Origin of the sequence: Tsukamurella soli (assembly GCF_039541155.1) — a bacterium.
GTDB lineage: Bacteria > Actinomycetota > Actinomycetes > Mycobacteriales > Mycobacteriaceae > Tsukamurella > Tsukamurella soli.
Window position 1 is genome coordinate 8,699 of sequence record NZ_BAABFR010000012.1, and the last position, 24,582, is coordinate 33,280.

Consider the following 24,582-nt stretch of genomic DNA (forward strand, 5'->3'; position numbering starts at 1 on the left):
CTGCAGTCGTGGTGGAGGTGGTGCGACCTCCCGCCTCGGCTCCGGCCGAGGCGCTTTCGTTGAGGCACGGAGAACGTCGAAGCCTCGGCGCGCAGCAGCTCCGCCCGCCTCGGCTCCGGCCGAGGCGCTTTCGTTGAGGCCAGCCGGGTGAGGCGCGCGGTCGCGCCGAGCGTGACCCCGCCTCGGCTCCGGCCGAGGCGCTTTCGTTGAGGCATCAGTCGGACGTCACGGAACCATTCCCCACGCGTCCCGCCTCGGCTCCGGCCGAGGCGCTTTCGTTGAGGCAACTCATAGAAGCGTTCGTAGGCCCTTGCCCCGACGGCCCCCGCCTCGGCTCCGGCCGAGGCGCTTTCGTTGAGGCAGCGCCACGTGCGGCAGATGACGCGCGAAGCATACGACCCCGCCTCGGCTCCGGCCGAGGCGCTTTCGTTGAGGCGTGGCCGGCCCGGCGGACATGCCGCTGATCGTGAAGGCCCGCCTCGGCTCCGGCCGAGGCGCTTTCGTTGAGGCGGAGACAACATGGCTAAGGACGTACACGTCCAAACCCCGCCTCGGCTCCGGCCGAGGCGCTTTCGTTGAGGCATCGCCGCCGGGTCGCTGCCCGCGGCCCCGTCGAGCCCCGCCTCGGCTCCGGCCGAGGCGCTTTCGTTGAGGCAGCAGGCATCACGCGGGCACCTGTTCCGGCCATGCCCGCCTCGGCTCCGGCCGAGGCGCTTTCGTTGAGGCACGGGCGTGATAGTCACGGTTTGACCCGCGGTTGTGGCCCGCCTCGGCTCCGGCCGAGGCGCTTTCGTTGAGGCCCCGGGAACAGGCTGTCCCCGGGGTACGCCCCGCCGTCCCCGCCTCGGCTCCGGCCGAGGCGCTTTCGTTGAGGCCTGGTGGCTCCGATCGAGGTGCAGGAGCGTGTGGAGCCCGCCTCGGCTCCGGCCGAGGCGCTTTCGTTGAGGCTCACCAACGTCTCGTCGCCACGACGTGTCCGGTTCACCCGCCTCGGCTCCGGCCGAGGCGCTTTCGTTGAGGCTCGAACCAGAAGTCGCGCCTGAAGTCCACCGTCGACTCCCCGCCTCGGCTCCGGCCGAGGCGCTTTCGTTGAGGCGCTCCACCACTACCGCCGACCATATCCGATGCGGTGAGCCCGCCTCGGCTCCGGCCGAGGCGCTTTCGTTGAGGCTCATCCGGCCGCGCAACACCATCCACCTCGTACGTGATCCCGCCTCGGCTCCGGCCGAGGCGCTTTCGTTGAGGCTCGATCCGCACCGAGCGGATCAGCTCGGCCGCCTGCACCCGCCTCGGCTCCGGCCGAGGCGCTTTCGTTGAGGCGCCCGTGACGTCCTGCACACCGCGGAGGCATCGGGGACCCGCCTCGGCTCCGGCCGAGGCGCTTTCGTTGAGGCAGCCCGGACACGCCGCGCTCGTCGAGGCTGCGATGACCCCGCCTCGGCTCCGGCCGAGGCGCTTTCGTTGAGGCACTGAAGCGTGAATGGCACGCCGCGTCCGCTGCCCTCCCCGCCTCGGCTCCGGCCGAGGCGCTTTCGTTGAGGCCCGCACCATCCGCGACTGTGCCCGAGCCTTCGCGGTGCCCGCCTCGGCTCCGGCCGAGGCGCTTTCGTTGAGGCAACGACCTCATGGGCTACGGCAACCTCACGCCTCGGCCCGCCTCGGCTCCGGCCGAGGCGCTTTCGTTGAGGTCCGGCGCGACCTCGGCGTCCGCCTCGTCCGTGTCCAGCCCCCGCCTCGGCTCCGGCCGAGGCGCTTTCGTTGAGGCGTCTCGATCATGCCGCGGGCGGTGATCGAGTGCTCGCCCGCCTCGGCTCCGGCCGAGGCGCTTTCGTTGAGGCTATCTGAGTTAGGGCGTGTCTCTTATTTTGTCAGTGCCTGTAGCCAGAGCCGGATTCCGGCGAGAACCACTGTGCCGCGGTAGGTCAGGGCGAGTTTGTCGTAGCGGGTGGCGACCGCCCGCCACTGCTTGATCCGGTTGAAGAAACGCTCGACGACGTTGCGCAGCTTGTACAGTTCTTCGTCGAGGGAACGTGGACGGCCACCCGCGGAGCCCTTCGCCGCCCGGTGCGCCTTCTGATCGTCGCGTTCGGGGATGACCACCTTGATACCGCGTGCCCGCAGCATCCGGTGATGCGCGCGGGAGCAGTACGCCTTGTCCCCGAGCAGCGCGTCCGGGCGGGTCCGGGGCCGGCCCGGACCCGGACGGGCCACCGACAGACCGTCGAGCAGGTCCGGCAGCACCGGCGAGTCCCCACCGTTGCCGGGGCCGAGCAGCACCACCAGCGGCAGCCCCCGACCGTCGACCAACGCGTGGACCTTGCAGCTCAGGCCGCCCCGTGACCGTCCGAGGGCGTGGTCGGCGGGCTCCTCACGCGGATTCGTGTAATTCGATCGATCCCCCTGTGTCCCGCGCGAGGGTCGCCGCGTGCTGATGGGCGCGGTTGACCGTGGAATCGACCGAGCAGTCCCACTCCACCTCACCGCGCGCGTCGGCCGCCGCCGCCAACACCGCGAGGATCAGGTCGTAGGTGCCGTCACCGCTGAAGCGTCGGTGTCGCTTCCACACCGTCTGCCACGGTCCGAACTCGTCGGGGAGATCCCGCCACGGCACTCCCGTGCGGGCGCGGTAGACGATCCCCTCGATCACCTGTCGGTGATCACGAAAGGGTCTACCCCGCAGTCCATCCGACGACGGCAACAACGGCTCGATCAACAACCACTGCTCATCGGTCAACACCCTCATCCGCCACACGGAACATCATCGATCACAACACAACTCACAATAGGGAGACACGCCCTAGAGGGTCGTCTAAGAATGGTCCCGCCCACCCGCCTCGGCTCCGGCCGAGGCGCTTTCGTTGAGGCTTGAGCTTGACCACCGGCAACATCGGCGAGTTGTTCCAGGCCCGCCTCGGCTCCGGCCGAGGCGCTTTCGTTGAGGCTTGAGCTTGACCACCGGCAACATCGGCGAGTTGTTCCAGGCCCGCCTCGGCTCCGGCCGAGGCGCTTTCGTTGAGGCACCGTGCCGGAAGCGGCGTTCACGAATTTCTCAGGCCCGCCCGCCTCGGCTCCGGCCGAGGCGCTTTCGTTGAGGCCCGGAGATCCCCGCTGGCGGCTGGGGAATGCTCGGCAACCCGCCTCGGCTCCGGCCGAGGCGCTTTCGTTGAGGCCTGCACGGGGACCGCGGCCGCCCCGTGGTCCCTGAGCCCGCCTCGGCTCCGGCCGAGGCGCTTTCGTTGAGGCCCGCGGGCGAGGAGTGGGAGCACAGTAGCGTCGATGGCCCGCCTCGGCTCCGGCCGAGGCGCTTTCGTTGAGGCGTTGCTGTCCACCTGCACTCGCAGCGCGTCACGCTCGCCCGCCTCGGCTCCGGCCGAGGCGCTTTCGTTGAGGCTGGAACGATCTGCACGACCGGCCGCGTCTGGTCTCCGAGCCCGCCTCGGCTCCGGCCGAGGCGCTTTCGTTGAGGCACGGCGTACGTCAACGGCGCGGAGGTGCTGTCCTACCCGCCTCGGCTCCGGCCGAGGCGCTTTCGTTGAGGCCATTGGTTCATGACTTTTTCCCCCGCCGCCGCCCCGCCCCGCCTCGGCTCCGGCCGAGGCGCTTTCGTTGAGGCACCTAAATGTCAACGGCCAGTCTGAAGTACCCGTTTTGGCCGGCAGGAAGTTCCCCCCTAGAGTGAGTCCTATTGGGTTCAGTGGTCGTAGGCGATCAGGGAGCGTTTGACGGGGGCATCGGTCTTCCAGTTGTGCCAGATCGCGGCGGCCATTGCGAGGAGGCAGGCGACGATGCGGGCGTACACACCGGCGACGGTCCGTCCACCGTGTTCCTCCAGCGTTAGTTGGCCTTTCAACGTGGCGAAGATCGACTCGATCCACTGCCGGCAGCGGGTGAAGCGCCCGAACCGAGGTGCCTCGTCCCTGCGGTCGGGGCGGATCAGTGCGACGCCGAGATCCTCGCTGAGGAATGAGGCTCCCCCAGATGGTGGGTCAACCCGAGCTGGAACATCCGTTCGGCCAGCTTACGGATGCGCGCGGCCTTGTCGGCCCGGGTCTGGCTCACCCAGACACCGTTGCGTAGTTCCATAATGTCCTCTCCAGTTGGGTGTGGTGCTTGCCCGTAAGGAGTCGCCGGTCTGCCGGATCGGCCGGTCCCGGTGACCGCGACGAGGACGAGAGGCGGGGGTGTCAGACGGTCATCGAAGCCCATGCGCCTCGACACACTCAACCCCGACCATCGGTTCCCGGCTGATAATGGACGCGGCACCCCCGGTCTCGACGCCACCGCGCCCGTGCCGTCCATGCTTGCCGCGTGGCACCCTGCCCGCCCAGCGGTCCCACGTCGCCACTGCGGGCGGTGCGCTGAACTTCTTCGTCGACGACTACCGTTTCGAGTCAGTGCAGTCCTTGCCACGCGCGGCGGGCATGCCGCGTGCTGCGCAGATGTGGAACGCGTACCGGTCGGCGCCTACTGGCAGCACCACGGCATGATCGCGATCCCGACTGCCACGTGGAGCGCACCTCACACGTTCGACTTTGCATTCACGGCCTGCCGACCGGCAGCACGATGGCGATCAGCTCGGTCGAGCTTCGAAACCCGGCGATAGAGATACATCAGCAGAGCTACGCGTCGCCGACCGGGGGCGCGTGCGCCGACATCACCGCGAACCAGCCCACCGCGGCGAAGGCGCCCGCAGCCGTAGCGCCGCAGGTCGCCGTCCACGGCCTGAGGCCGCCTTCACTCCAAGCATGCCGAACGATGAGAACCTCGTCGATGTCCTGATCAGGGCCCGACAAGATGTGCCATACTCCTGCGAATCCGGCGAGTGCGCACTTGCTGTGCCCGACTGACCCGGGGCACCGTCGAGATGGGGGTTACCGACGGCCTCGACCCGAGGACGTCGAAGACGGTTGCGTGTCGGGCTACCAGGCCCGACCGCCGATCGACTGAACGTGGGGTATTGATGCGTATTCGTGGTGCCGTACTAGAGGAGATCGGGCGCGCCCGCCCGTATGCCGAGACCCGGCCGATCAGCGTGGCCGAACTCGATCTCGCCGCGCCCGGTCCCGGGGAGCTACTGGTGCGGATCGAGGCGGCCGGCCTGTGCCATTCCGATCTGTCCGTGGTCGACGGTAACCGGGTCCGCCCGGTGCCGATGTTGCTCGGTCACGAGGCCGCGGGGATCGTGGAGGAATTCGGCCCCGGCCCCACGCCGGAGGGGCTGGCGATCGGCGACCGGGTGGCGATGGCCTTCCTGCCGCGCTGCGGGGAGTGCGCGAACTGCCGCACCAACGGCAAGCTGCCATGTACGCCCGGCTCGGTGGCGAACGAGGCCGGCGAACTCCTCGGCGGCGGCCGCCGGCTCAGCCGCGACGGTGCACCCGTGCAACACCATCTCGGGGTCTCCGGTTTCGCCACCCACGCCGTGATCGACGCCCGATCGGTGACTCGGGTCGGCCTGGACATCCCACCCGAGGTCGCGGCGGTGCTGGGCTGCGCGGTGCTCACCGGCGGCGGCGGGCTGCTCAACGCTGGCCAGCCCGCCGAGGGCGACGACGTCATCGTGGTGGGTCTGGGCGGGGTCGGCATGGCCGCCCTGATCACGGCGCTGGCACTGCGCGACGGCGACGGTTCCGTCGGCCCGAAGATCGGTCGGGTGATCGGCGTGAACCGGCAGCTGGCCAAGCGGGAGCTCGCCCTCGAGCTCGGCGCCGATGCCGTGTACACCATGGAGGAACTGGCCGACTCCGGGGTGCGGGCGCCGGTCGTGATCGAATGCGCGGGGCACGCGCGGGCCTTCGAGACGGCGGTCGCGGCCACCGGTGTGGGTGGGCGGACGATCACCGTCGGGCTGCCGAGTCCGCAGGCGCTCGCGCAGATCAGCCCGTTGGGCCTGACCGCCGAGGCGCGCACCATCGTCGGAAGCTATCTCGGTTCCGCGGTGCCACAGCGCGACATCCCCAAGTTCGCGGAGCTGTGGCGGACCGGAGTGCTCCCGGTGCACAAGCTGATCTCCGGCGAGTTGCCGTTGGAGCGGATCAACGAGGCCATGGATGCGCTCGCCGACGGTACCGCGGTGCGCCAGATCATTCGGTTCTGAGGCCGAACACGGGCGCCCACGCGGACCGCACCGCCGCCCCGCTGGCGACGCGGGTCTGACAAAATCAAGTGACGCGGCGACCGCCACGGGCCCACACTGGGTCGAAACGAAGGGAGCCGGTCATGCCATCCGACGAAGAGAAGCGACTGTTACGAGAGGCGCTCGAGCGTAAGAAGGCGCAGAACAGCTCGGGAGCTGCGCACCTCGACGGGCGCGGCAAGGGCCAACGGCCGCACGGATCCGCAAGCCACCAGCAGCAGTTCCGACGCAAGAGCGGGTAGCAGCACGCATTCAGTCTCGACCGGTCGGATCCGGGCGTGCGGGAACCGGCCGGTTCGGTGGTGAGACCCTGGTATCGAACCGGGTACTCGCCAGGCGCCGCTCGGCGACGGTGACCAGATCGAGGATGTCGCGCGCCACGTACCCGGTGGTGCCGCGCTCGATCGACTTCCGCGTCAGGACGGCGGCATCGGCGAGTTCTTCGAGCGCCGCCCTGCCCGCATTGAACGAGATCCCTAGGATCCGCTCGATCGTCCGCGCAGTGAGGACCGGCGCCTCAGGCAGGATCGCAAGAACTCGTGACACGGCAGAATCAGCGCGCGGCTGTGCGCGCAATCCCTGCGCAGTTCGGTGGCTTGCAAGTCGCGCGTGCCACTCGGCCTCGAGTTCCCGTACGTCACCGGCGATCCGACGCGCCTGTTCGACCGCAAGCCCGGCGGCGTCGACGAAGACTCGGAGCCAATCGACCTGGCCGGCGACCGCATCGCCCGAATCCACAGCCGCGTCATAGCGATAGCTCGTCAGGCCGGCGACGTAGCCGCCGCTGAGCGTCGCGAGCACCAGACTGATCGGGAGGATCGCGTCGGGAGACAGGCCGCCACGCGCCAGCACGGTATGGATCAGAGCCCGCCCCACTCGGCCGTTGCCGTCGGTGAACGGGTGGACCGTCTCGAACTGCGCATGCACAAGGGCAGCCTGGATCAGGGGGCTGTGACTGGCGCCGTTGACGTAAGCCAGCAGATCAGTCATCAAACCCGGCACGTCCTCCGGTTGCGGAGGCACGAACTCTGCGTCGAGTGGATTCCAGTTGTTGCCACCGATCCAGTTCTGGACCGTCCTGAGCCCGCGGTGACGCTCGTCAGGAAGCAGTGCGGCATGCAGAGCGACGATGTCCTCCACGTGCACAACGGGTGCCGACACCAGATCCTCCGATGCGCGGCGCAGGACGACGATGTTGTTCGCGACCAACTTCGCCTGCGCGCTGATTCCTCGCACGTTCTCCGACAACCCCAGCTCCGCGAGAGCCACCTGCTGCGCGGACGGGGCGATGCCCTCGATCATCGAGCTCGAGATCGCCTCCGATCTGGTCAGCAGTCGCGAGATCGCCGACAAGCCTGTAGCACCGGGTGCTCCGGCCAACGCCCTGATCGCGCGTTCCACCCTCGCGGCGTCAGCAGCGAGGTCGGCGGGCACCACCACCGGTCGCCCCACGAGCAGATCCGGGACGTACGCGCGATATCGCCCGCCCCGCCGAGTGCGGCGGATACCCCCTGCGTCAGGATCAGGTGCCCAATGACGGTCCACGTATGACGCCATTGCCGGGTGCCCCCTACGGTCAACCTTCAACTAAATACACATCTATTGAAGGATCGATGTCTATCCTTCAATGTACGCCGTATGCATTGAAGGATAGACATCTACGCAAACACCCTGCCGGCGTTGGGCTCCTCCCACCAAGCGGGCTTCCCGTCGCACTACCTGTGCCCGAATCCCCCGGCAGACAACACCATCGACACCGGAATCGAGGGCGGCTGCCAGCGGCCCAGGCGCCGCTGACCGGAGAGCCCGTCCGACCGGGCAGGTACGAACCGCCCATCGGCCCGGCGCCCCGCAGGGGTGTCGGGCCGTAGCGTCGATTCATGCTCGCCACGCTCGCCCCCGCCGCCCCCGGCCGCTGGTCCCACGGGCCCACGCGCGTGACGAGAGCCAATGCGCGACACCACCTCCCGCCCGGAACCCTGCACGCACACCACATGGTCGACGGCGTCCGGGTGTGGCATTCGCTGCGCCCCTCGGACCTGTCCGACGACCTCGCCGGCCGGGTGATGACCGAGCTGGCCCCGCGCACCGCCGACGAGTTCGAGGCCATCGTCGTGGGGCTGGTGCGGTCCACCATCGACGATCCGCTGCACGCGTGGGCGACCTACTACCGCAACTCCCTCGCCCGGCTGGTGGACGGGACCGCCGCGTTCGCGCCGGTACATGCGCGCGCCCAGCAGCTCTGCGTGGGCGGCAGTGTGCTCGAACTCGGTTCGTGCTTCGGCTTCTTCGCGCTCCGCGCGGCCCGGGCCGGCTTCGCGGTGACGGCGACCGACATCTGCCCCGGCACCGTCGGGCTCCTGACGCGTGTGGCCGCGGAACTCGGTGTCCCGCTGGATGCTCAGGTGCACGACGCCGCGCGAGTCACGCTGCCGGGCGAGCACTCCGACACCGTCGTCGCCCTGCATCTGCTCGAGCACCTCGACGAGCCCACCGGCGCAAGGGTTCTGACGGAGGCAGTGCGCCTGGCCCGCAAACGGGTGGTGGTCGCGGTTCCGTTCGAGGACCAGGCGACCGCATGTCACCGCCACATCCGTACCTTCGATCTCGCCGCGCTCGATGCGCTGGGCACCCGAACGGGCCTGCCCTACAGTGTGTTCGAGCACCACGGCGGCTGGCTCGTGCTGGACAATGCCTAGGACGAAGACCTAGATCAGACCGCGCTTGCTGGCCTCGTACACCGCCTCGGCGCGGCGACTGACCTGCAGCTTGCGCATGACATTGCTGACGTGGAACTTGACCGTGGTCGGCGCGATGAACAGCTCCTTGCCGATCCGGATGTTGGACCAGCCGCGGGCCAGCATGCCGAGCACCTCCAGCTCGCGCGCCGTCAGCTGATCCTCGACGGGCCCGCCCGCCGCCAGCGATGCCACCACGGCCGCCGCGGTCCGCGAGTCGAAGGCGTTGCGGCCCTGCGCTACCGAGCGGATCGCGCGCACCAGCTCAGTGGTGTCCACGTCCTTGACCACGTAGCCGCGCGCGCCGGCGTGCATCGCCTCGACGACCAGCCGGTCCTCCAGGAACGTCGTGAGCACCAGCAGGCCCACGCCGGGGTGCCGGGCGGTGAACTCGCGGCACAGCACCAGGCCGTCGTGATCGGACCCGGCGGTGAGTTTCAGGTCGACCACGGCCACGTCGGGCCGCGCCGCCTCGGCCACAGCGTGTGCCTCGTCGCGAGAGGCCGCCTCCCCCACCACCTGTAGGTCCGGCTCGCGGTCCAGCACCGAGCGCAGCCCCTGCCGCAGGATCGCGTGGTCGTCGACCAGCATGATTCGCACCGTCGTGCGCCGCGGCGGCGCCATCGTCTGTCCCATCAGTCCGCCCTCACTACATCCCGGTCCACCGGCACCGTCGCCGTGACCTCTATGCCGCCGAGGCGTGCGCGCCGGATCGCGAACCGCCCACCCAACTCCGCGGCCCGGTCCGCCATGTTCGCAAGCCCCCGACGGTGACCGTCGGCGTCGCGGGTCGCACTGTCGCGCAGGATGTCCCGCAGTCGGACGGGATCGCCGTCGCCGTCGTCGTCGACGGTGAGTGTCACGGCGTCGGACGTATACCGCAGCCGCAGCCGCGCCCGCCCGGCGTGGGCGTGTACGGCCGTGTTGAACAGTGCCTCCCCCGCTATGCGGAGCAGCGCGTGCTCGATCGGCGACGCCAGCTCGACCTCCGGGCCCTCCACGCGCACAGTGACATCCAGCTCGTCGGGCTGGTACACGACGCCGAGTTGCTCGAGCATCTGCGACAGCGACGAGTGCCCCTCGTCGGGGGTGTTGTTCAGCGTGTAGATCGACGTCCGCAGCTGCTCCACCGCGCGGCGCGTCATCTCCTTGGCCAGGCCGAGCCGCTCGGCGCGCTCGACCGACGGGATGGCACCCAGGCACACCTCGATCTGCATACCCGCCGACAGCACCGTCTGCGCCACGCTGTCGTGCAGCTCGCGCGCGATACGGTGCCGCTCGTCGTCGAGCGCCTGGTGCCGCTGCGCCTCGCTGAGCTGGCGCTGCGCCGACGACAGCTCGGCGTTGCGCAGCGCGAGGTCGGCGGCGGTGCGGCGGGCCTGCGCGTACGCCGCCTCCGAATGTTCGAGCAGCGTCGAGATCCGTTGGTACAACGCCGAGTTGTGCAGCGCCACCGCCGTCTGGCTGGCGAGGATCGACAGCACGGCACCGTCGGTCGCGTCCAACACCCGTCCGGGCGGGGTCCAGGCGGCGATCGCCCCGACGACACCACCCTCGAGCTCGAGCGGGACAAACGCGTGGTGCGCGTCGAGCACGGTCTCGGTGCGCGCCGTGGTGCCCGCGGCAACGGGGTCGCGGATCACCTCGAGGCAGCGCAGCACGTCGTCGGGTAGCGGGGGCCCCTCGACCTCGTGCACCAGGAACGGGATGCCGTCGGGCCCGAGCACCAGCCGACGCATCCCCGCATCCATGAGGCGACCGTCGGTGAGCCCGAACACCACCCACTGCGCGTCGAGGTGCACGCGGGCCGCCTCCGCGACCGCACACACCAGGGTCTCCGGGCCGTCGACGGTGCTGACCAGCGCACGGGACACCAGCCCCAGCGCGTGCATGACCCGCTCCGCCCGCTCGGCCGCGCCCCGGTACTGCGGGTAGAACGAGCTCTTCGACGATCGCAGCCCGGTCAGGATGGCCAGGTCGACCATCGCCGAACCGGAGAGGGGCGGCGAGGAGTGTGGTGCCGCGGAGTCGGCCGTCACAACGCCGCCCGGAACAACTCGACCATCTGCGCGTGCGTCGCGGGCCGCGGGTTGGTGGCCATGCATGCGTCGGTGAGTGCGTTGTCCGCGAGCGTCGATAGATCCTCCTCGCGCACTCCGAGTTCCGCGAGCCGACGGGGCACACCGACGACCCGCCCGAGTTCCGCGATGCGGTCGGCCACGGCGGCCGCGGCCTCTGCCGGCGGCGCGTGCTGCTCCTCGAGGCCGATGCTCGCGGCGATCGCGACATACGGCGTCGGATCCGCGGTGGCGTTGAACCGCACCACATGCGGCAGCAGGATGCCGTTGATCACGCCGTGCGGCTGATCGGTCAGCCCGCCCACCTGGTGGCTCATGGCATGTGCCGCACCGAGTATCGCGTTGGTGAACGCCAGCCCGGCCTCGAGGCTGGCCTGCGCCATGATCACCCGCTCCGACAGCTCGGCCGGGCGCCGCATCGTGCCGGCCAGGGTGTGCGTCACCATCCCCACAGCGCGCAACGCGTGGTTGTCCGTGAGCGGGTTGTGCGCGAGCGAGACGAACGCCTCGACCCCGTGCGTGAGCGCGTCGAGACCCGTTGCGGCATTGAGCCAGTCGGGCATGGTGGTCAGCAACCGCGGATCGATGACGGTGACGTCGGGCACCAGGGCCCGGCCGATGATGGTCACCTTGGTGTGCCGTCGCGTGTCGGTGACGATGCAGAACTGCGACACGTCGGCGCCGGTGCCGGACGTGCTGGGCACCATGACCAGCGGTGGGATCGGCCGGGTGATCTTGTCCACTCCGCGGTAGTCGAGGATGGCGCCGCCGTTGGCCGCGAGCACCGCGATCCCCTTGGCTGCGTCCATCACCGAGCCGCCGCCGATGGCGACCAGCACGTCGCAGCCGGTCTCGGCGTACCGGTCGAATCCGGCGGCGATCTCGTGGTCCTTCGGGTTCGGCGTCACGGCGTCGAAGACGACGGGGGTGAGACCGCCGTCGCGCAGATGGCGGACGAGCTCGGCCACCCAGCCCGCCTCGGTCAACCCCGGGTCGGTCACCAGCATCGGCCGTATCGCGCCCAACCGCGACACCGCGTGCGCGGCCTCCTCCAGGGCCCCGAGACCGAAGACGATCTCGGGGGCGTGGAACTTGACGGTCCGTGCGACCTCGCGGCCGATCATCGGCACCGTCGCCGACCGTCCGCCAGCGAGCATCTGCAGGCGTGCCGCCTCCTCGACCTGCGAGCCGAGAGCCGGGCCACCGCCATACGTATGGGTCACGATCGCTCCATCACGAGGTGCATTGTGATCATCACGAGGTGCACTGTGATCGATCTTACAGCGCTGCGCGAGTGCGCCACGTGTCCGCAGCCGCGGACCGTCCGTCCGTCGTGGTCGGCCACCTGTCCGGTCGGGCAGGTGGCTACTGCAGTGCATCTCCCAGTTCACGGGCGTGCTCGATCGAGTCGTCGATACGGCGTGCGCCTGCGGCTCGGGCCCCGAGGCCCCGCCCCGGTCACACCCTCGTCTCCTCGGCACCGCGCTCCGCGGGGTCGACCACCACGTCCGTGCCGGCGTCCCACTTCTGCTCGAACCCGGCGATCCGCCAGATCAGCACGGCGCCGAACCACGTGATCACGAACAGCGCGACCACCAGGAACCCGAGCTTGTTCAGGTCGAGCCCGCTGATCGCCGTCCAGACTCCACCGGTCAGTCCCAGCTGCTGGGCCAGCAGCGAGAGCAGCTCGATCGTCCCGATGATCAGCGCCACCGCCACCGACAGCCCGGTGATCGTCAGGTTGTAATAGACCTTGCGCACCGGCTTGGCGAACGCCCAGTCGTAGGCGAAGTTCATGAAGGTGCCGTCGATGGTGTCGAACAGGCTCATCCCCGCGGCGAACAACACCGGCAGGCACAGGATCGCGTACCAGGGCAGCCCCACCGCGGCGCTGGAACCGGCCAACACCAACAGCGCCACCTCGGTGGCGGTGTCGAATCCGAAGCCGAACAGCACACCGACCGGGTAGATCTGCCACGGCTTGGTCACCGACCGCATCATCCCGCCGAAGAAGCGGTTCATCAGCCCGCGGTTGTTCAGCTTCTCGGTCAGTTCGGCCTCGTCGTAGCGTCCGCTGCGCATGTCCCGGAAGACCCGCATGATCCCGATCAGTAGCACCAGGTTGATCGCCGCTATGAGGTACAGGAATCCGCCCGATACCGACGTCCCGATCAGCCCCGTGTAGTGATGCAGCGACGACCCGTCGTCCTCCACCGGACCGGTGAGCGATCGCACCCCGACCGCCAGCAGCACCGCCAGGGCGAAGACCACCGTCGAATGCCCCAGGGAGAACCAGAGTCCCACCGACACCGGACGTTTGCCCTCCCCCATCAGCTTGCGGGTGGTGTTGTCGATGGCGGCCAGATGATCGGCGTCGAAGGCGTGCCGCATGCCGAGGGTGTACGCCGTGACACCGATACCGACGCCGAAGGTTCCGGCGCCCAGGCTCAGGTGGTGCGGCACCACGCACAGCAGCAGGATTCCGAAGCCGACCACGTGCAGGGCGAGGACGAATGCCGCCATGCCCGCCACCCGCCGCCAGTCGTCTCGGGTCATCCTGGTCCCTCCCGCGCGGCGGGCATTCGACGTGATGGTCATCGGATCCTCACAATTCTGGAAAGTCCACGGTCCGCGCGGTGACGCGGTCGAGGCGAACGCTAGGCCGCCGACGAACCGCACCGACACGTATCGCGACCGATCCACCGCACCGGGCGGCACACTCCTGCCCGATCGACCAGGTGCCGACGCATCCCTGCGGACGGTCTGGCCACCCGCCCGGGACAGTTCGGCCACGATCCGTGCGATCGGGCGTGACGGCGGTCATACGCTCCCCGAGCAAGCACAGGACGTGCTCCGCCGGAGTCGAGGAAGGTCATCATGCAGGTCGACGAATTGCTCAAACCGTTCCCCATCAAGGAGTTCCACCCGTTCCCGCGTGCCCTGATGGGCCCGGGCGGATGGGAGATGGTGGGCCCCGAGGCGCTCAAACTCGGATTCACCAAGACCTTGGTGATGACCACCGGCCTACGCGGCAGCGACACCGTGGCCAAGTTGATGGGCTCGCTGAAGTACCACGGACTGGACGCCGTGCTGTTCGACAAGGTCGAGTCGAACCCCAAGGACTACAACGTGATGGACGCCGTCGCGCTCTACAACCAGGAGAAGTGCGACTCGTTCATCTCGATCGGCGGCGGCTCGGCGCACGACGCGTGCAAGGGCGCTCGCATCTCGGTCGCCCACGACGGCCGCAACGTCAACGAGTTCGAGGGCTTCAACAAGAGCGAGAACCCGAAGAACCCGCCGCACATCGCCATCTCGACGACTGCGGGCACCGGCTCCGAGACCTCGTGGGCGTACGTCATCACCGATACCACCACCGACCCGGACAAGCCGCACAAGTACGTGGCCTTCGACGACGCAGCCGTGACGACCCTCGCGATCGACGACCCGGTGCTCTACTACGACACCCCCCTGGACTACACCGCCCAGTGCGGGTTCGACGTGCTGGCCCACGCCTCGGAGCCGTACGTCTCGCGGCTGAACTTCCCGCCGTCGCTGGGTAACGCGCTGTACGCGATCAAGCTGGTCGCCGAGAACCTGCGCGAGGCCACGTGGAATCCCACCGAGCTGAGCGGCCGCGAGGGCATGATGTACGCGCAATACATTGCGGCACAGGCCTTCAACTCCGGCGGTCTGGGCATCATCCACTCGATCTCGCATGCGGTGTCGGCGTTCTACGACACCCATCACGGGCTCAACAACGCCATCGCGCTGCCGCGGGTATGGGCCTTCAACATGCCCGTCGCGTACCAGCGGTTCGCCGATATCGCCGACGCCCTGGGAGTCGACACGCACGGCATGACGAAGGTCCAGGCGGCCGACGCCGCATTAGCCGCGGCGATCCGCCTGCTGCGCGACGTGGGCATCCCGGAGCGCTTCGTCGACGTACACCAGGACACCTACTCGAAGAACCGACTGGGCAAGGGGCCCACCAAGTTCTACGAGAACCGCAAGGAGATCATCGCGGACGACGCCAACATCGACGCACTGACCAATCACGTGCTCGGGGACGCGTGCACCCCGGGCAATGCCAAGGAGTGCACCTTCGAGACCGTTCGCCCCGTGGTCGCCCACTGCCTGACCGGCGATCTGGACGACTTCCTGTCCTGACGGCGCAGCCGCCGCCACTCCGGTGAGTCGGCGCCGCCACCCCGGGGATTCGATCGCGGGACCGGGAGGTCCGGCCCGGTCCCGCGATCGAATCGCCTCCGTCCGCCAACGGTTCATCACACCCTTCTGCGAGGATCGAAGAACATGCCGACCAACCAGCTCGCCACCCCCGCGACCGCCGACCCCGGACGCCCCGTCGAACAGGCCGACCTGTTCAACTCGGTCGAGGACGTCTCCCGGCGCTTCGCCGAGTCCGGATACCTGACCGACACGCGTTTGGCGACAACGATCTTCCTGCAGTCCAGGCTGGGCAAGCCGGTGCTGTTGGAGGGTCCGGCAGGGGTCGGGAAGACCGAACTCGCCAAGCAGCTCGCCGCGGTGACCGGCCGAGAACTGCTGCGGCTGCAGTGTTACGAGGGTCAGGACGAGACCACCGCCCTGTACGAGTGGGACTACGGCAAGCAGCTCCTGTACACGCAGGTGTTGCGCGAGAAGATCAGCCAGGTGATCGCGGATACGTCCACCCTGGCGGAGGCGGTGGACCGGATCGGTGCAGAGGAGAGCGTCTTCTTCTCCGAACGATTCCTCGCGTCACGCCCGCTGCTCGCGGCGGTGCGTTCACCGGAGCCCGTGGTGTTGCTGATCGACGAGGTGGACCGGGCCGACGAGGCACTGGAGGCGGTGCTGCTGGAGCTGCTCGCCGAATACCAGGTCTCGGTGCCGGAGATCGGCACCTTCGTCGCCACGCATCGGCCGTTGATCGTGCTCACCTCCAACAACACCCGCGACCTGTCCGCCGCACTCAAGCGGCGGTGCCTGCACCTCTCGCTGGACTACCCGGACGCCGAACGCGAGTTGGAGATCATCCGCTCCAAGCACACCGGCCTCCCGGACGCGCTGGCCGAACAGCTCGTGGGCATCGTGCGCGGGCTGCGCGAGCTGGAACTCCGCAAGGCGCCCAGCATCTCCGAGGCGATCGACTGGGCACAGACCCTGGCGGTGCTCGGCGCCGACGAACTCACCGCCGACATCCTCGGTCAGACGGCCAACGTGGTCGTCAAGTACGACCGCGACCTGCGCCGGGCACTGGACGCCATCCCCCGTCTGGTCGATCCGAACGCGGTCGTCCCCGAACATCTGCCACACAGTCACGGACACGGGCATACGCACACCCACGACCACAGACACACCGACGACCACACGCACGCCGGCGACCCGGACGGGACGACGGTCCGGGCGGAGAAGGACCGTCCCGGCCGGCACGCCGACAACTACTACGGTGCGCCCGGCCGCACCGACGCCGGCACGACATCCGTGAGCCGGGGACAGGGCAGCCGTTCCTTCGGCGCCCGTACCGGCCGCAAGCGTCCGTTCTGAGCGGGGCCCAGGATGGAGAGATCGATCCACCGCTTCGTCCGACTGCTGCGCCTGCACGGGCTGCGGATCGGCGTGTCTGAGGTGCTCGACTCGATGGCCGCGGCCGCTGTCGACGGCGTCGTCGCCGACCGTGAGGTATTCCGCTCCGCGCTCCGGGTGAGCCTGGTCAAGGACCGACGCGACGAGGCCGAGTTCGATCGGATCTTCGACCGCTTCTTCCGGCTCCGTGCCGTACTGGATCCGACAGACGCGCACGACCATTCGCATAGCCACGACGACCTCTCCGACACCGGGGAGCTGCTGCTGTACACACTGTCCGACGAGATCAGCCAGACCCCACAGCAGGGCCACAGCCACGGAGCCCCGTCCGATATCCGCGACTACTTCGATCCCGAGGACCTGGCCCAGCAGTACAACCTCCACCAGGAGGCCAACAAGCTCGACATGGCCTCGCTCACCGACGAGATCGTGCTGTCGGCCGACACCGTGCCGAACTCCGAGCAGGCGGCCCGCGTGCAGCTCACCGTGTCCCGGCTGACCAATCCCGGCCGGCCGGGTGAGCTCACCACGGGCGACGCCGCACGCATCGACGCCGAACTCACCGTCGCCCAGGAGATGGCACTGCTGACCTGGCTGGACGGGCCGGGGGAACCGTCCGGCCCGCAGCCGGACGCCGAATCGCTACGCGCCCTGCGTGACTCGTTGGCCGGGTTGCTCGACGGACTGCCGGAGAAGCTGCGCCGGCATCTGGAGTCCCTGCTGGCCTCCGATCAGGAGCTGGAGACGCGCGAGGTGAACGCGGCCGCACGGCAACTCATCGACGAGCGCGAACGCGCCGCGCTGGAGGAGTCCCTGCGCCGGCTGGTGCGCGGACTGCACGGGGCGCCGCGGGCCCGTCGTGCCGTAGCCGCCCGCGGCACCGTCGACGCCGCCCGTACCATGCGCGCCAACCTGCGCTTCGACGGAATCCCCTTCCGGCCGGTGACGGTGGCCAAGGTCGACGACCGGCCCCAGCTGATCGTGCTCGCCGACGTCTCGCTGTCGGTGCGCGCCGCGGCCAAGTTCACCCTGGAGCTGGTGCACGGGTTGCAGTCGGCGGTGACCAAGGTGCGGACCTTCGCGTTCGTCGCCGACGTGGTCGAGATCACCGACCTGTTCGCCGAGCACCCGATAGAGGAGGCGCTGTCGCTGGTCGTGTCCGGGCTTCCGGCCGGCGGGGTGCTGGATGTCGACGCCGACTCCGACTACGGCTGCATGTTCGGCGAGTTCCTGGCGGAATTCGGGGCGGCCGTGACCCGCAGAACGACGGTGCTCGTGCTCGGCGACGGTCGGGGGAACGGCCGCGACCCGAACCTGGCCGCGTTCGAGGAGATCACCCGACGGGCCCGGGAGACCATCTGGCTGACACCGGAGCCGAGCTACTCCTGGGGCCTCGGTGGGTGCGACCTGCCCGCCTACGCCGCGCTGTGCGACCGGGTGCAGGTCGTGAACGACCTCGCCGGCCTCGAAGACCTGAGTCTGCGCGGGCCGGCGGTGCGCGCAGTGCCCGGGGGAGGACGGTGACGGGATTCGGGATTCGGTAGCACCGGCGCAGACCGCCCGTGCGTCCGCACACTCGACGACCGCCACCCGCACGTCCGACTCGTCTCGGTGCAGTGGGCCGCGACCGCGGAACGGACGACGTGTCGTCCGTCGCGATGCACACCGGCTCTGGTGCCCGAACGAGGCTTCGCCGACCGGATGACGCCGCCGAGGGTCGGGTCCGGCTCGACCGTCCGATAGCGCTCGCTGATGCCGGCGGCCACCTCGCCCGCGGCGCGTGTCGCGTGCCGACACCCTCGAACGGATTGCGATCCACGGCGCATGCGGTATCGTGAGAAAGCGCTTACTCGAGGGAGATATCATGCACAGACCCCGCATCCTCACCGCCCGGGATGCCGCCGAGCTCGTCCGGGACGGCGACGTCGTCTCGGTCAGCTCGTCGTCGGGACTCGGATGTCCCGACGACGTGCTGCGCGGCATCGGGCAGCGATACGAGGAGACGCAGGCGCCGTCGGGCCTGACCAGCGTCCACCCGATCGCCGCGGGTGACATGTGGGGCATCAGGGGCATCGACCACATCGCCCGCCCGGGACTGCTCGCCCGCGTCGTCGCCGGCTCGTACCCCTCCGGACCGTCGAGCGCCGAGCCGCCGAGGATCTGGCAGATGATCGAGAACAACGAGATCGAGGCCTACAACCTCCCGTCCGGCGTGCTGTTCCAGCTGCATCGCGCGGCTGCCACGAAGCAGCCGGGCGTGCTGACGAAGGTGGGGCTCGACATCTTCGCCGACCCCCGCCGCGACGGCGGCCGGATGAACGCGAGCACCCCGCCGGCCTTCGTGCGCGTCGAGGAGTTCCGCGGCGAGGAGTGGCTGTTCTACGAGGCGCTGGTCCCCGATGTCGCGATCATCCGCGCCACCACCGCGGACACCGCCGGCAACCTGACGTTCGAGGAGGAGGCGTCGCCGCTCGGAGCTCTCGACCTGGCCTACGCAGCCCACAACAACGGCGGGATCGTGATCGCGCAGGTCAAGTACGTGGCCGAGGCGGGCAGCCGCGATCCGCGGATGGTGCGCGTCCCGGGAATCCTGGTCGACGCCATCGTCGTCGCCCCCGGCCAGCTGCAGACCACGCAGACCCCGTACGACCCCGCTATCTCCGGCGAGCTCCGGCGGCCGCTGGATGCGCTCCCGCCGGTGGCATTCGGGCTCGAGAAGGTGATGGCTCGGCGCGCTGCGACCGAGCTGCGCAGCGGCGAGACCGCGAACCTGGGCTTCGGCGTCTCGGCCCTCGTGCCCCACGTGCTGGTCGAGGAGGGGCACGCCAAGGCGGTGTCCTGGGTGATCGAGCAGGGCGCGGTCGGTGGGGTTCCCCTGCTGGACTTCGTGTTCGGCGTGGCGCAGAACCCCGACGCGCTCATGCAGAGCACCGACCAGTTCACGCTGCTGCAGGGCGGCGGCTTCCAGCACTGCCTCATGTCGTTCCTGGAGATCGACCGGCACGGCAGCGTCAACGTGCACACGCTACCCAAGCGGCGGCACGTCACGGCGGGTGTCGGCGGCTTCGCGGACATCACCTCGGCAGCCCCGGCCATCGTGTTCGTCGGCTCGTTCACTGCCGGTAGGCGCGACATCGAGATCATCGACGGGACGCTGCAGATCAGGGCGGACGGCCCGCACACGAAGCTGGTGCAGGAGGTCACCTCCCCGACGTTCTCCGGGCCCCGCGCACTGGCGACCGGGCAGCGCGTCCTCTACGTGACCGAGCGCGCCGTGCTCGAGCTCCGCCCCGCGGGACTGACCGTCACCGAGATCGCCCCCGGCGTGGACCTCGCGCAGGACGTGCTCGCGAAGGCTGACTTCGAGCTGCTGGTCGACCCCGACCTGCGGGTCATGGACAGCGCGTTCTTCCGACCCGAGCGGTTGGGACTCGAACTCGCCGAGCAGCCGACACATCCACGGCTGCAGGCGCTCTGAGCCGGGCGACCCCCGGTACGGAAAACGACGATCCCCCCGCAATCGAATTGCGGGGGGATCGTTGCTCTCCGGCTCCGGTCCGCGACTCGTGCTGCCGACGGCCGATCGCGAGGTCGGGCGGACCCTCGGCATGTGCGGCCGAATAGCGCTGCCGCGTCGGTTCGGTCGGCCGCGTCGGTGACATCCGGCCGCGAGAGAGGCAGGACCGGTCGTCAGCGGGCGGAATCCGGCTCAGGGCTCAGGTCGGGAAGGGCTCAGGTCGGGAAGGGCTCAGGCCGGGAGGAGTCGCCGGCGGGTGAGGTACCCGCCGTCGCCTGGAAGTCATCGATCTAGCCGGCGGCACGGATGAGGTCCACGGCCTTCTCCGCGATCATCACAGTGGGGGCCTGCGTGTTCGAGCTGACGATGCGGGGCATCACGGACGAGTCGACGACCCGCAGCCCGCTCATCCCGACCACCCTGAGGTCCGGGTCCACCACGGCGTCGTCGCCGACGCCCATCGCGCAGGTGCCGACCGGGTGATACGACGTGCGGCCGAACGCGCGGACGAAGGCGACGTAGTCGTCCTTGCTCGACACCGACCGCCCACCGGCGAGGTGCTCCGCCGTGATGTGCCGGGTCATCGACGGCTGCGCCATGATCTCCCGGCTCTGCCGCAGCCCCTCGATGCTCGACTCGAGATCGAAGTCGGTGGCGAGGAAGTTGGGATCGATCAACGGCATCGCCAGCGGGTCGCTCGAGCGGATCCGCACCGATCCCCGGCTCTCCGGCCGCAGCGCGTACGAGTTCAGCGTGCAACCGTAACCGGGCCGCACCGCGGCGACACCAGCCTCCACTCCAGCGGCCGGCAGGAAGTGGAACTGCAGGTCGGGGATGTCCGCTGCGGCGTGTCCGAAGCTGAATGCGCCGGCCTCGACCACCGTGGAGGCGAGCGGGCCGCGCCGGAGAGCGGCGTACTCGAGGCCGGCACGCGCGGTCGCCGGCCGCACCAGGTTGAGCCGGTCGAGGCTCTGGTAGTCGCGGAGCTCGTAGATCACGTCGAGGTCGCAGTGGTCGTGCAGGTTCCGCCCGACGCCGCCGAGCGCGTGGCGCACCTCCACGCCCGCCGCACGGAGATCGTCGGGGTGTCCGATGCCCGAGAGTTGGAGGAGTTTCGGCGACCCGAACGCGCCGGCGGTCACCAGCACCTCGCGACCGGCACGGGCGGTCTCGACTCCGTGCTCGGTGATGAACTCCACACCCGTCGCCCGCTTGCCGACGAGCGTGATGCGAGACACCGTCACATCGGTGCGCACCGTCAGATTCGGGCGCTTCCGCGCCGGCTTGACGTAGGCCACGGCTGCGCTGCACCGGCGGGCGTTCTTCGTGGTGGTCTGGTACATCCCGACGCCGAGCTGGCGGGCGCCGTTGAAGTCGCCGTTGAAGGGAAGGCCGAACTCCTGGCCCGCGCGGACGAAGGCCAGCGACAACGGGTGCGGATCGACCGGATCGGACACGCCGAGCGGCCCGTCGACGCCGTGGTCGGGAGCGGACAGCCGGTCGTTCGCCTCGGACCGGACGAAGTACTGACGGACGTCGTCGAACGACCATCCGTCGCACCCGTAGGTCTTGGCCCAGTCGTCGTAGTCCTCATGCGCACCGCGGGTGAACACCTGGGCGTTGATCGATCCGCCGCCGCCGAGCACCTTGCCCTGCGCGAGTGGGATCGTCCTGCCGTCGCAGTGCTCCTGCGGGACGCTCTGGAACCCCCAGTCGTACTTGCTCGACGTCAGCTTCGCGAAGCCCGCCGGCACGTGGATGAAGGGATGCCGGTCGTTGCCGCCCGCCTCGAGCAGGAGGACACGGATCGACGGATCCTCGGTCAGCCGACCCGCGAGGACGCACCCTGCGGTGCCGCCGCCCGCGATGACGTAGTCGTAGTCGTTGGTCATGATCTGTTACCCCTGGTCCCACTGCGGGCGACGCTGTCGCGGCGGCCCGGCCCGATTCATATCTTCAGAAATCGCCGGATTCGACGAATCCGATCGGCTCGCCTGCGCGAGAATATCTGTAAGCGCTTTCTTACCGTGATCCAGCTCACGTGTCAAGGCATGCGGCCAGGTGGCCCGCTACTGAAAGCGATTACCTTTGTCGCCGCACCACTACCGCAGGAACTTCAAGATGTGCGTGGCCGCCATGCAGGTCTCGTTGCGCTGATTGGTCGCGACGATGTCGGCGAACGTCTTGCGTTCGTCGTAGTCGACCGCGGCCACCGTATAGGTGATGGTGACCGTGTCGCCGATGTACACGGGCGCGATGAAGCGGACGCGGTCGTAGCCGTACGACACGGCGCGACCACCTGCCCGGGCCACGATCTCGGTGGAGGCGGTCGACGACAGACCGAGGGTCAGCACACCGTGCGCGATCCGCTCGCCGTACGTCCCGGCCGCCATGAACGTCCGGTCGATGTGGTTCGGCGCGAAGTCACCGGTGATTCCGGCGAATCCATAGACGTCGTACTCACCCACGGTCTTCGTGAACCGCGCGGTGTCGCCGACCGCCACACCCCAGTCGGCCGTCTGGTTCCTGCTCGCGCCCATCGGTTCCTCTTCCTTTCATCTCCTGCGCACGCCCGGCGGCGCACGGCCTCAGATGCTCGCCGCGGCAGCACGCACAGCGGACCGCGCGTGGGTCAGCGGCTCGGCCAGCGCCGCCTCGACGGAGCCGGCGACCGCGACGAGCGACACGCCGAGATCCGGCGGTGCGACCGCCAGGTCACCCGCGACCACCAGGGTCCGAACCCCATGCGCGGTGCACCTGCGCACGATGGTGCCCACCAGTTTTCCGGTGGCCGACGTGCTGTCGAACCGTCCCTCGCCCGTGACCACCACGTCCGCGGTCGGAATCGCGTCGGTCAGGCCCGTCAGGTGATTGATCCGATCGGCGCCGGGGACCAGCCGCGCACCCCACGCTCGCAGACCGAACCCCACACCTCCGGCGGCCCCCGTGCCCGGTTCGGAGGCGTCGGCACCGAGCGGCGGCCCGATCGCATCGGCGATCCGCCGCAGCGCGCGGTCGAGGGCGTCGCGCGTCTCGGCATCGGCGCCCTTCTGTGCGCCGAACGTGTGCGCCGCACCGTCGGGTCCGTATAGGGGCGCGAGGGTGTCCGTGAGCACCTCGACGCCGCCGGGTGGCGCGGCCAGCAGCGCGCCCACGTCGACGCGGGCCACCGCGGCGAGGCCGGTGACGTCGTCGATGGTGACGGGTCTGCCACCGTCGTCGAGCAGCACGAGCCCGAGCTCGCGGAGCATGCCCACGCCACCGTCGGTGGACGCCGAGCCGCCGAGACCGACGACCAGTCGCTGCGCCCCATGCCCGACCGCAGCGCGGATCACCTGGCCGAGCCCGCGGGACGTCGCGCGTCTCGGATCGAGCGAGGCCATCAGCGGCAGGCCGCTCGACTCGGCGAGCTCCACGACCCCGAGCGACCCCGGCAGCTCCAGCCACCGTGCCGTCACCGGGCGGTGGTCGGGGCCGCACACGTCGGACACCGCATGCCATCGCGCCCCGCCGGTCGACGCCGCCAGCGCCGCCATGGTCCCCTCGCCACCGTCGGCCTGTGGGAGGACGGTGACGTGGTCGGCAGGCCGTGCGTCGCGCCACCCGGCCGCCATCGCACGGGCGATGTCCGCGGCGTCCGCGGAACCCTTGAACGAGTCGGGCGCCACCACGACGTGCAACGGTCGCCCGGCCGACGGCACGGCGTCGCCACTCATGTGATCGAGTACCCGCCGTCGACGGGGAGCACGACACCGGTCACGTAGCGCGCCGCGTCGGAGACCAGGAAGGTGACTACGTCGGCCACGTCATCGCCGTCGGCGAAGCGCTGCAACGGGATCCGCGACAGTGCGCGGCTGCGGAACTCGTCCTGCCCGAGCACGTCCGCGGTCATCGGAGTCTCGATGTAGCCCGGCGCGACCGCGTTGACGCGGATCCCCTGCGGCCCGAGCTCGGCGGCGAGCCCCTTGCCGAGCTGCACCAGGGCCGACTTGGTGGCGCCGTAGGGGACGATCCCGGGCACTGCCCGGTCGGCGGACAGCGACGCGATGTTGACCACGCTGCCCCGCGTCGTCGCGAGGGCCGGCACGGCCTGCCGGATCAGGCGGTACGCAGCGGACAGGTTGACGTCGATGAGGCGCTGGAAGTCGTGGTCGGCGATGTCCACGGCGGCGGTGCGCCGTTGGATCCCGGCCGCGTTGACGACGATGTCCAGCCTGCCGGTCCGCGCGATCGCCTCGTCCACCGCCGATCGGCTCACCGCGGGGTGGGTGAGGTCACCGCAGAGTCCGACACCCCCCATCTTCGCGAGGACCTCCGTCACGGCGTGGGCCGCATCCAAACCGACCACCGTCACGCCCTCGCGCGCGAGCGCCCGCGCTATCGCCGAGCCGATCCCTCCCGCCGCGCCTGTCACGATCGCCGTCCTGCCGGACAACCCGTTCGTCGAACCCAGCATCGTCATAACCCTTCTCAGCGACAGGCCCGCGCATCACACCCGCTTCAGCAACCGCTTTCGCAGCCGATTCG

General features: G+C 69.6%; 17 protein-coding genes, 1 pseudogene and 2 CRISPR repeat arrays. Of the genes and pseudogenes, 7 read left to right on the plus strand and 11 right to left on the minus strand.

Annotated elements, in window-relative coordinates; all coding sequences use genetic code 11:
* Positions 1 to 29: 29 nt before the first annotated feature.
* Positions 30 to 1,839: direct repeats of the CRISPR family, unit length 37 nt; unit sequence CCCGCCTCGGCTCCGGCCGAGGCGCTTTCGTTGAGGC.
* Between the two features lie 21 nt (positions 1,840 to 1,860).
* Positions 1,861 to 2,752, minus strand: a protein-coding gene (locus ABD908_RS05705; protein ID WP_385922354.1) for an IS5 family transposase whose coding sequence is annotated in 2 segments (ribosomal slippage) — positions 1,861 to 2,418 and positions 2,420 to 2,752 — 891 coding nt in all. Because the reading frame shifts where the segments join, the coding sequence is not laid out codon by codon here.
* Positions 2,753 to 2,828: 76 nt separating this feature from the next.
* A CRISPR array of direct repeats spans positions 2,829 to 3,613; the repeat unit is 37 nt; unit sequence CCCGCCTCGGCTCCGGCCGAGGCGCTTTCGTTGAGGC.
* Between the two features lie 78 nt (positions 3,614 to 3,691).
* Positions 3,692 to 3,949, minus strand: a pseudogene (locus tag ABD908_RS05710) (IS982 family transposase); the annotation flags it as partial.
* Between the two features lie 1,011 nt (positions 3,950 to 4,960).
* Between ABD908_RS05710 and ABD908_RS05715 the strand changes: the two are divergent.
* Together ABD908_RS05715 and ABD908_RS05720 are read left to right on the plus strand one after the other, a co-directional pair.
* Positions 4,961 to 6,097 (plus strand): alcohol dehydrogenase catalytic domain-containing protein, encoded by a 1,137-nt coding sequence (locus ABD908_RS05715; protein ID WP_344992160.1) that lies wholly within the window; start codon positions 4,961 to 4,963, stop codon positions 6,095 to 6,097.
* Positions 6,098 to 6,219: 122 nt separating this feature from the next.
* The gene (locus ABD908_RS05720; RefSeq protein WP_344992162.1) at positions 6,220 to 6,378 is read left to right on the plus strand and encodes a DUF5302 domain-containing protein; all 159 of its coding nucleotides are present in this window, start codon (positions 6,220 to 6,222) and stop codon (positions 6,376 to 6,378) included.
* 10 nt (positions 6,379 to 6,388) lie between these two features.
* Here the strand turns inward: ABD908_RS05720 and ABD908_RS05725 are convergent, their stop codons facing one another.
* On the minus strand, positions 6,389 to 7,588 hold the full coding sequence (locus ABD908_RS05725; protein WP_344992165.1) for a Fic family protein: 1,200 nt from the start codon (positions 7,586 to 7,588) through the stop codon (positions 6,389 to 6,391).
* 428 nt (positions 7,589 to 8,016) lie between these two features.
* Here ABD908_RS05725 and mftM point away from each other — a divergent pair, with 428 nt between their 5' ends.
* On the plus strand, positions 8,017 to 8,835 hold the full coding sequence (gene mftM / locus ABD908_RS05730; RefSeq protein WP_344992168.1) for a mycofactocin oligosaccharide methyltransferase MftM: 819 nt from the start codon (positions 8,017 to 8,019) through the stop codon (positions 8,833 to 8,835).
* Between the two features lie 9 nt (positions 8,836 to 8,844).
* Here mftM and ABD908_RS05735 read toward each other — a convergent pair whose 3' ends face one another.
* The 4 genes from ABD908_RS05735 to nicT form a co-directional block, all read right to left on the minus strand.
* Positions 8,845 to 9,510 (minus strand): MadR family response regulator transcription factor, encoded by a 666-nt coding sequence (locus ABD908_RS05735; protein ID WP_344992170.1) that lies wholly within the window; start codon positions 9,508 to 9,510, stop codon positions 8,845 to 8,847.
* The gene (locus ABD908_RS05740; protein WP_344992173.1) at positions 9,510 to 10,859 is read right to left on the minus strand and encodes a MadS family sensor histidine kinase; all 1,350 of its coding nucleotides are present in this window, start codon (positions 10,857 to 10,859) and stop codon (positions 9,510 to 9,512) included. Before ABD908_RS05740 ends, ABD908_RS05735 begins: the two co-directional genes overlap by 1 nt.
* 50 nt (positions 10,860 to 10,909) lie before the next feature.
* Entirely contained in the window at positions 10,910 to 12,076 is a 1,167-nt protein-coding gene (locus tag ABD908_RS05745) for an iron-containing alcohol dehydrogenase (RefSeq protein ID WP_344992321.1), read from the minus strand.
* Between the two features lie 334 nt (positions 12,077 to 12,410).
* Positions 12,411 to 13,508, minus strand: coding sequence for a Nickel transporter NicT (gene nicT, locus ABD908_RS05750; protein ID WP_385922361.1), 1,098 nt, complete (start codon positions 13,506 to 13,508; stop codon positions 12,411 to 12,413).
* A 321-nt stretch (positions 13,509 to 13,829) separates the two neighbouring features.
* On the opposite strand from nicT, the gene mdo reads away from it, so the two are divergent.
* From mdo to ABD908_RS05770, 4 genes are all read left to right on the plus strand, one after another.
* Positions 13,830 to 15,122: an NDMA-dependent methanol dehydrogenase gene (gene mdo, locus ABD908_RS05755; protein WP_344992179.1), complete on the plus strand. Its 1,293-nt coding sequence runs from the start codon at positions 13,830 to 13,832 to the stop codon at positions 15,120 to 15,122.
* Between the two features lie 144 nt (positions 15,123 to 15,266).
* The gene (locus ABD908_RS05760; protein WP_344992182.1) at positions 15,267 to 16,499 is read left to right on the plus strand and encodes an AAA family ATPase; all 1,233 of its coding nucleotides are present in this window, start codon (positions 15,267 to 15,269) and stop codon (positions 16,497 to 16,499) included.
* Between the two features lie 12 nt (positions 16,500 to 16,511).
* Positions 16,512 to 18,062 carry a VWA domain-containing protein gene (locus ABD908_RS05765; protein ID WP_344992185.1) on the plus strand — a complete coding sequence of 517 codons (1,551 nt, stop codon included), beginning with the start codon at positions 16,512 to 16,514 and terminating at the stop codon, positions 18,060 to 18,062.
* A 340-nt stretch (positions 18,063 to 18,402) separates the two neighbouring features.
* A complete protein-coding gene (locus ABD908_RS05770) occupies positions 18,403 to 20,016 on the plus strand; it encodes an acyl CoA:acetate/3-ketoacid CoA transferase (RefSeq protein ID WP_344992188.1) in 1,614 nt (537 codons plus the stop codon).
* 329 nt (positions 20,017 to 20,345) lie between these two features.
* Here ABD908_RS05770 and ABD908_RS05775 read toward each other — a convergent pair whose 3' ends face one another.
* From ABD908_RS05775 to ABD908_RS05790, 4 genes are all read right to left on the minus strand, one after another.
* The gene (locus ABD908_RS05775) at positions 20,346 to 21,947 is read right to left on the minus strand and encodes a GMC family oxidoreductase (protein WP_344992191.1); all 1,602 of its coding nucleotides are present in this window, start codon (positions 21,945 to 21,947) and stop codon (positions 20,346 to 20,348) included.
* 210 nt (positions 21,948 to 22,157) lie between these two features.
* On the minus strand, positions 22,158 to 22,595 hold the full coding sequence (locus ABD908_RS05780; RefSeq protein ID WP_344992194.1) for a MaoC family dehydratase: 438 nt from the start codon (positions 22,593 to 22,595) through the stop codon (positions 22,158 to 22,160).
* Between the two features lie 48 nt (positions 22,596 to 22,643).
* Positions 22,644 to 23,771: a glycerate kinase gene (locus ABD908_RS05785; protein WP_344992197.1), complete on the minus strand. Its 1,128-nt coding sequence runs from the start codon at positions 23,769 to 23,771 to the stop codon at positions 22,644 to 22,646.
* Entirely contained in the window at positions 23,768 to 24,511 is a 744-nt protein-coding gene (locus ABD908_RS05790; RefSeq protein ID WP_344992200.1) for an SDR family NAD(P)-dependent oxidoreductase, read from the minus strand. The genes ABD908_RS05785 and ABD908_RS05790 overlap by 4 nt, the downstream gene beginning before the upstream one ends.
* Between the last annotated feature and the right edge of the window lie 71 nt (positions 24,512 to 24,582).

What these genes read in the sequence shown, in the direction of transcription:
- mdo (WP_344992179.1), top strand. Translation starts at nt 13,830, where the DNA reads ATGCAGGTCGACGAATTGCTCAAACCGTTCCCCATCAAGGAGTTCCAC.
- ABD908_RS05760 (WP_344992182.1), top strand. Translation starts at nt 15,267, where the DNA reads ATGCCGACCAACCAGCTCGCCACCCCCGCGACCGCCGACCCCGGACGC.
- ABD908_RS05765 (WP_344992185.1), top strand. Translation starts at nt 16,512, where the DNA reads ATGGAGAGATCGATCCACCGCTTCGTCCGACTGCTGCGCCTGCACGGG.
- ABD908_RS05785 (WP_344992197.1), bottom strand. Translation starts at nt 23,771, where the DNA reads ATGAGTGGCGACGCCGTGCCGTCGGCCGGGCGACCGTTGCACGTCGTG.
- ABD908_RS05735 (WP_344992170.1), bottom strand. Translation starts at nt 9,510, where the DNA reads ATGGGACAGACGATGGCGCCGCCGCGGCGCACGACGGTGCGAATCATG.
- nicT (WP_385922361.1), bottom strand. Translation starts at nt 13,508, where the DNA reads ATGACCCGAGACGACTGGCGGCGGGTGGCGGGCATGGCGGCATTCGTC.
- ABD908_RS05740 (WP_344992173.1), bottom strand. Translation starts at nt 10,859, where the DNA reads ATGGTCGACCTGGCCATCCTGACCGGGCTGCGATCGTCGAAGAGCTCG.
- mftM (WP_344992168.1), top strand. Translation starts at nt 8,017, where the DNA reads ATGCTCGCCACGCTCGCCCCCGCCGCCCCCGGCCGCTGGTCCCACGGG.
- ABD908_RS05775 (WP_344992191.1), bottom strand. Translation starts at nt 21,947, where the DNA reads ATGACCAACGACTACGACTACGTCATCGCGGGCGGCGGCACCGCAGGG.
- ABD908_RS05790 (WP_344992200.1), bottom strand. Translation starts at nt 24,511, where the DNA reads ATGCTGGGTTCGACGAACGGGTTGTCCGGCAGGACGGCGATCGTGACA.
- ABD908_RS05715 (WP_344992160.1), top strand. Translation starts at nt 4,961, where the DNA reads ATGCGTATTCGTGGTGCCGTACTAGAGGAGATCGGGCGCGCCCGCCCG.
- ABD908_RS05720 (WP_344992162.1), top strand. Translation starts at nt 6,220, where the DNA reads ATGCCATCCGACGAAGAGAAGCGACTGTTACGAGAGGCGCTCGAGCGT.
- ABD908_RS05770 (WP_344992188.1), top strand. Translation starts at nt 18,403, where the DNA reads ATGCACAGACCCCGCATCCTCACCGCCCGGGATGCCGCCGAGCTCGTC.
- ABD908_RS05745 (WP_344992321.1), bottom strand. Translation starts at nt 12,076, where the DNA reads ATGATCGGCCGCGAGGTCGCACGGACCGTCAAGTTCCACGCCCCCGAG.
- ABD908_RS05780 (WP_344992194.1), bottom strand. Translation starts at nt 22,595, where the DNA reads ATGGGCGCGAGCAGGAACCAGACGGCCGACTGGGGTGTGGCGGTCGGC.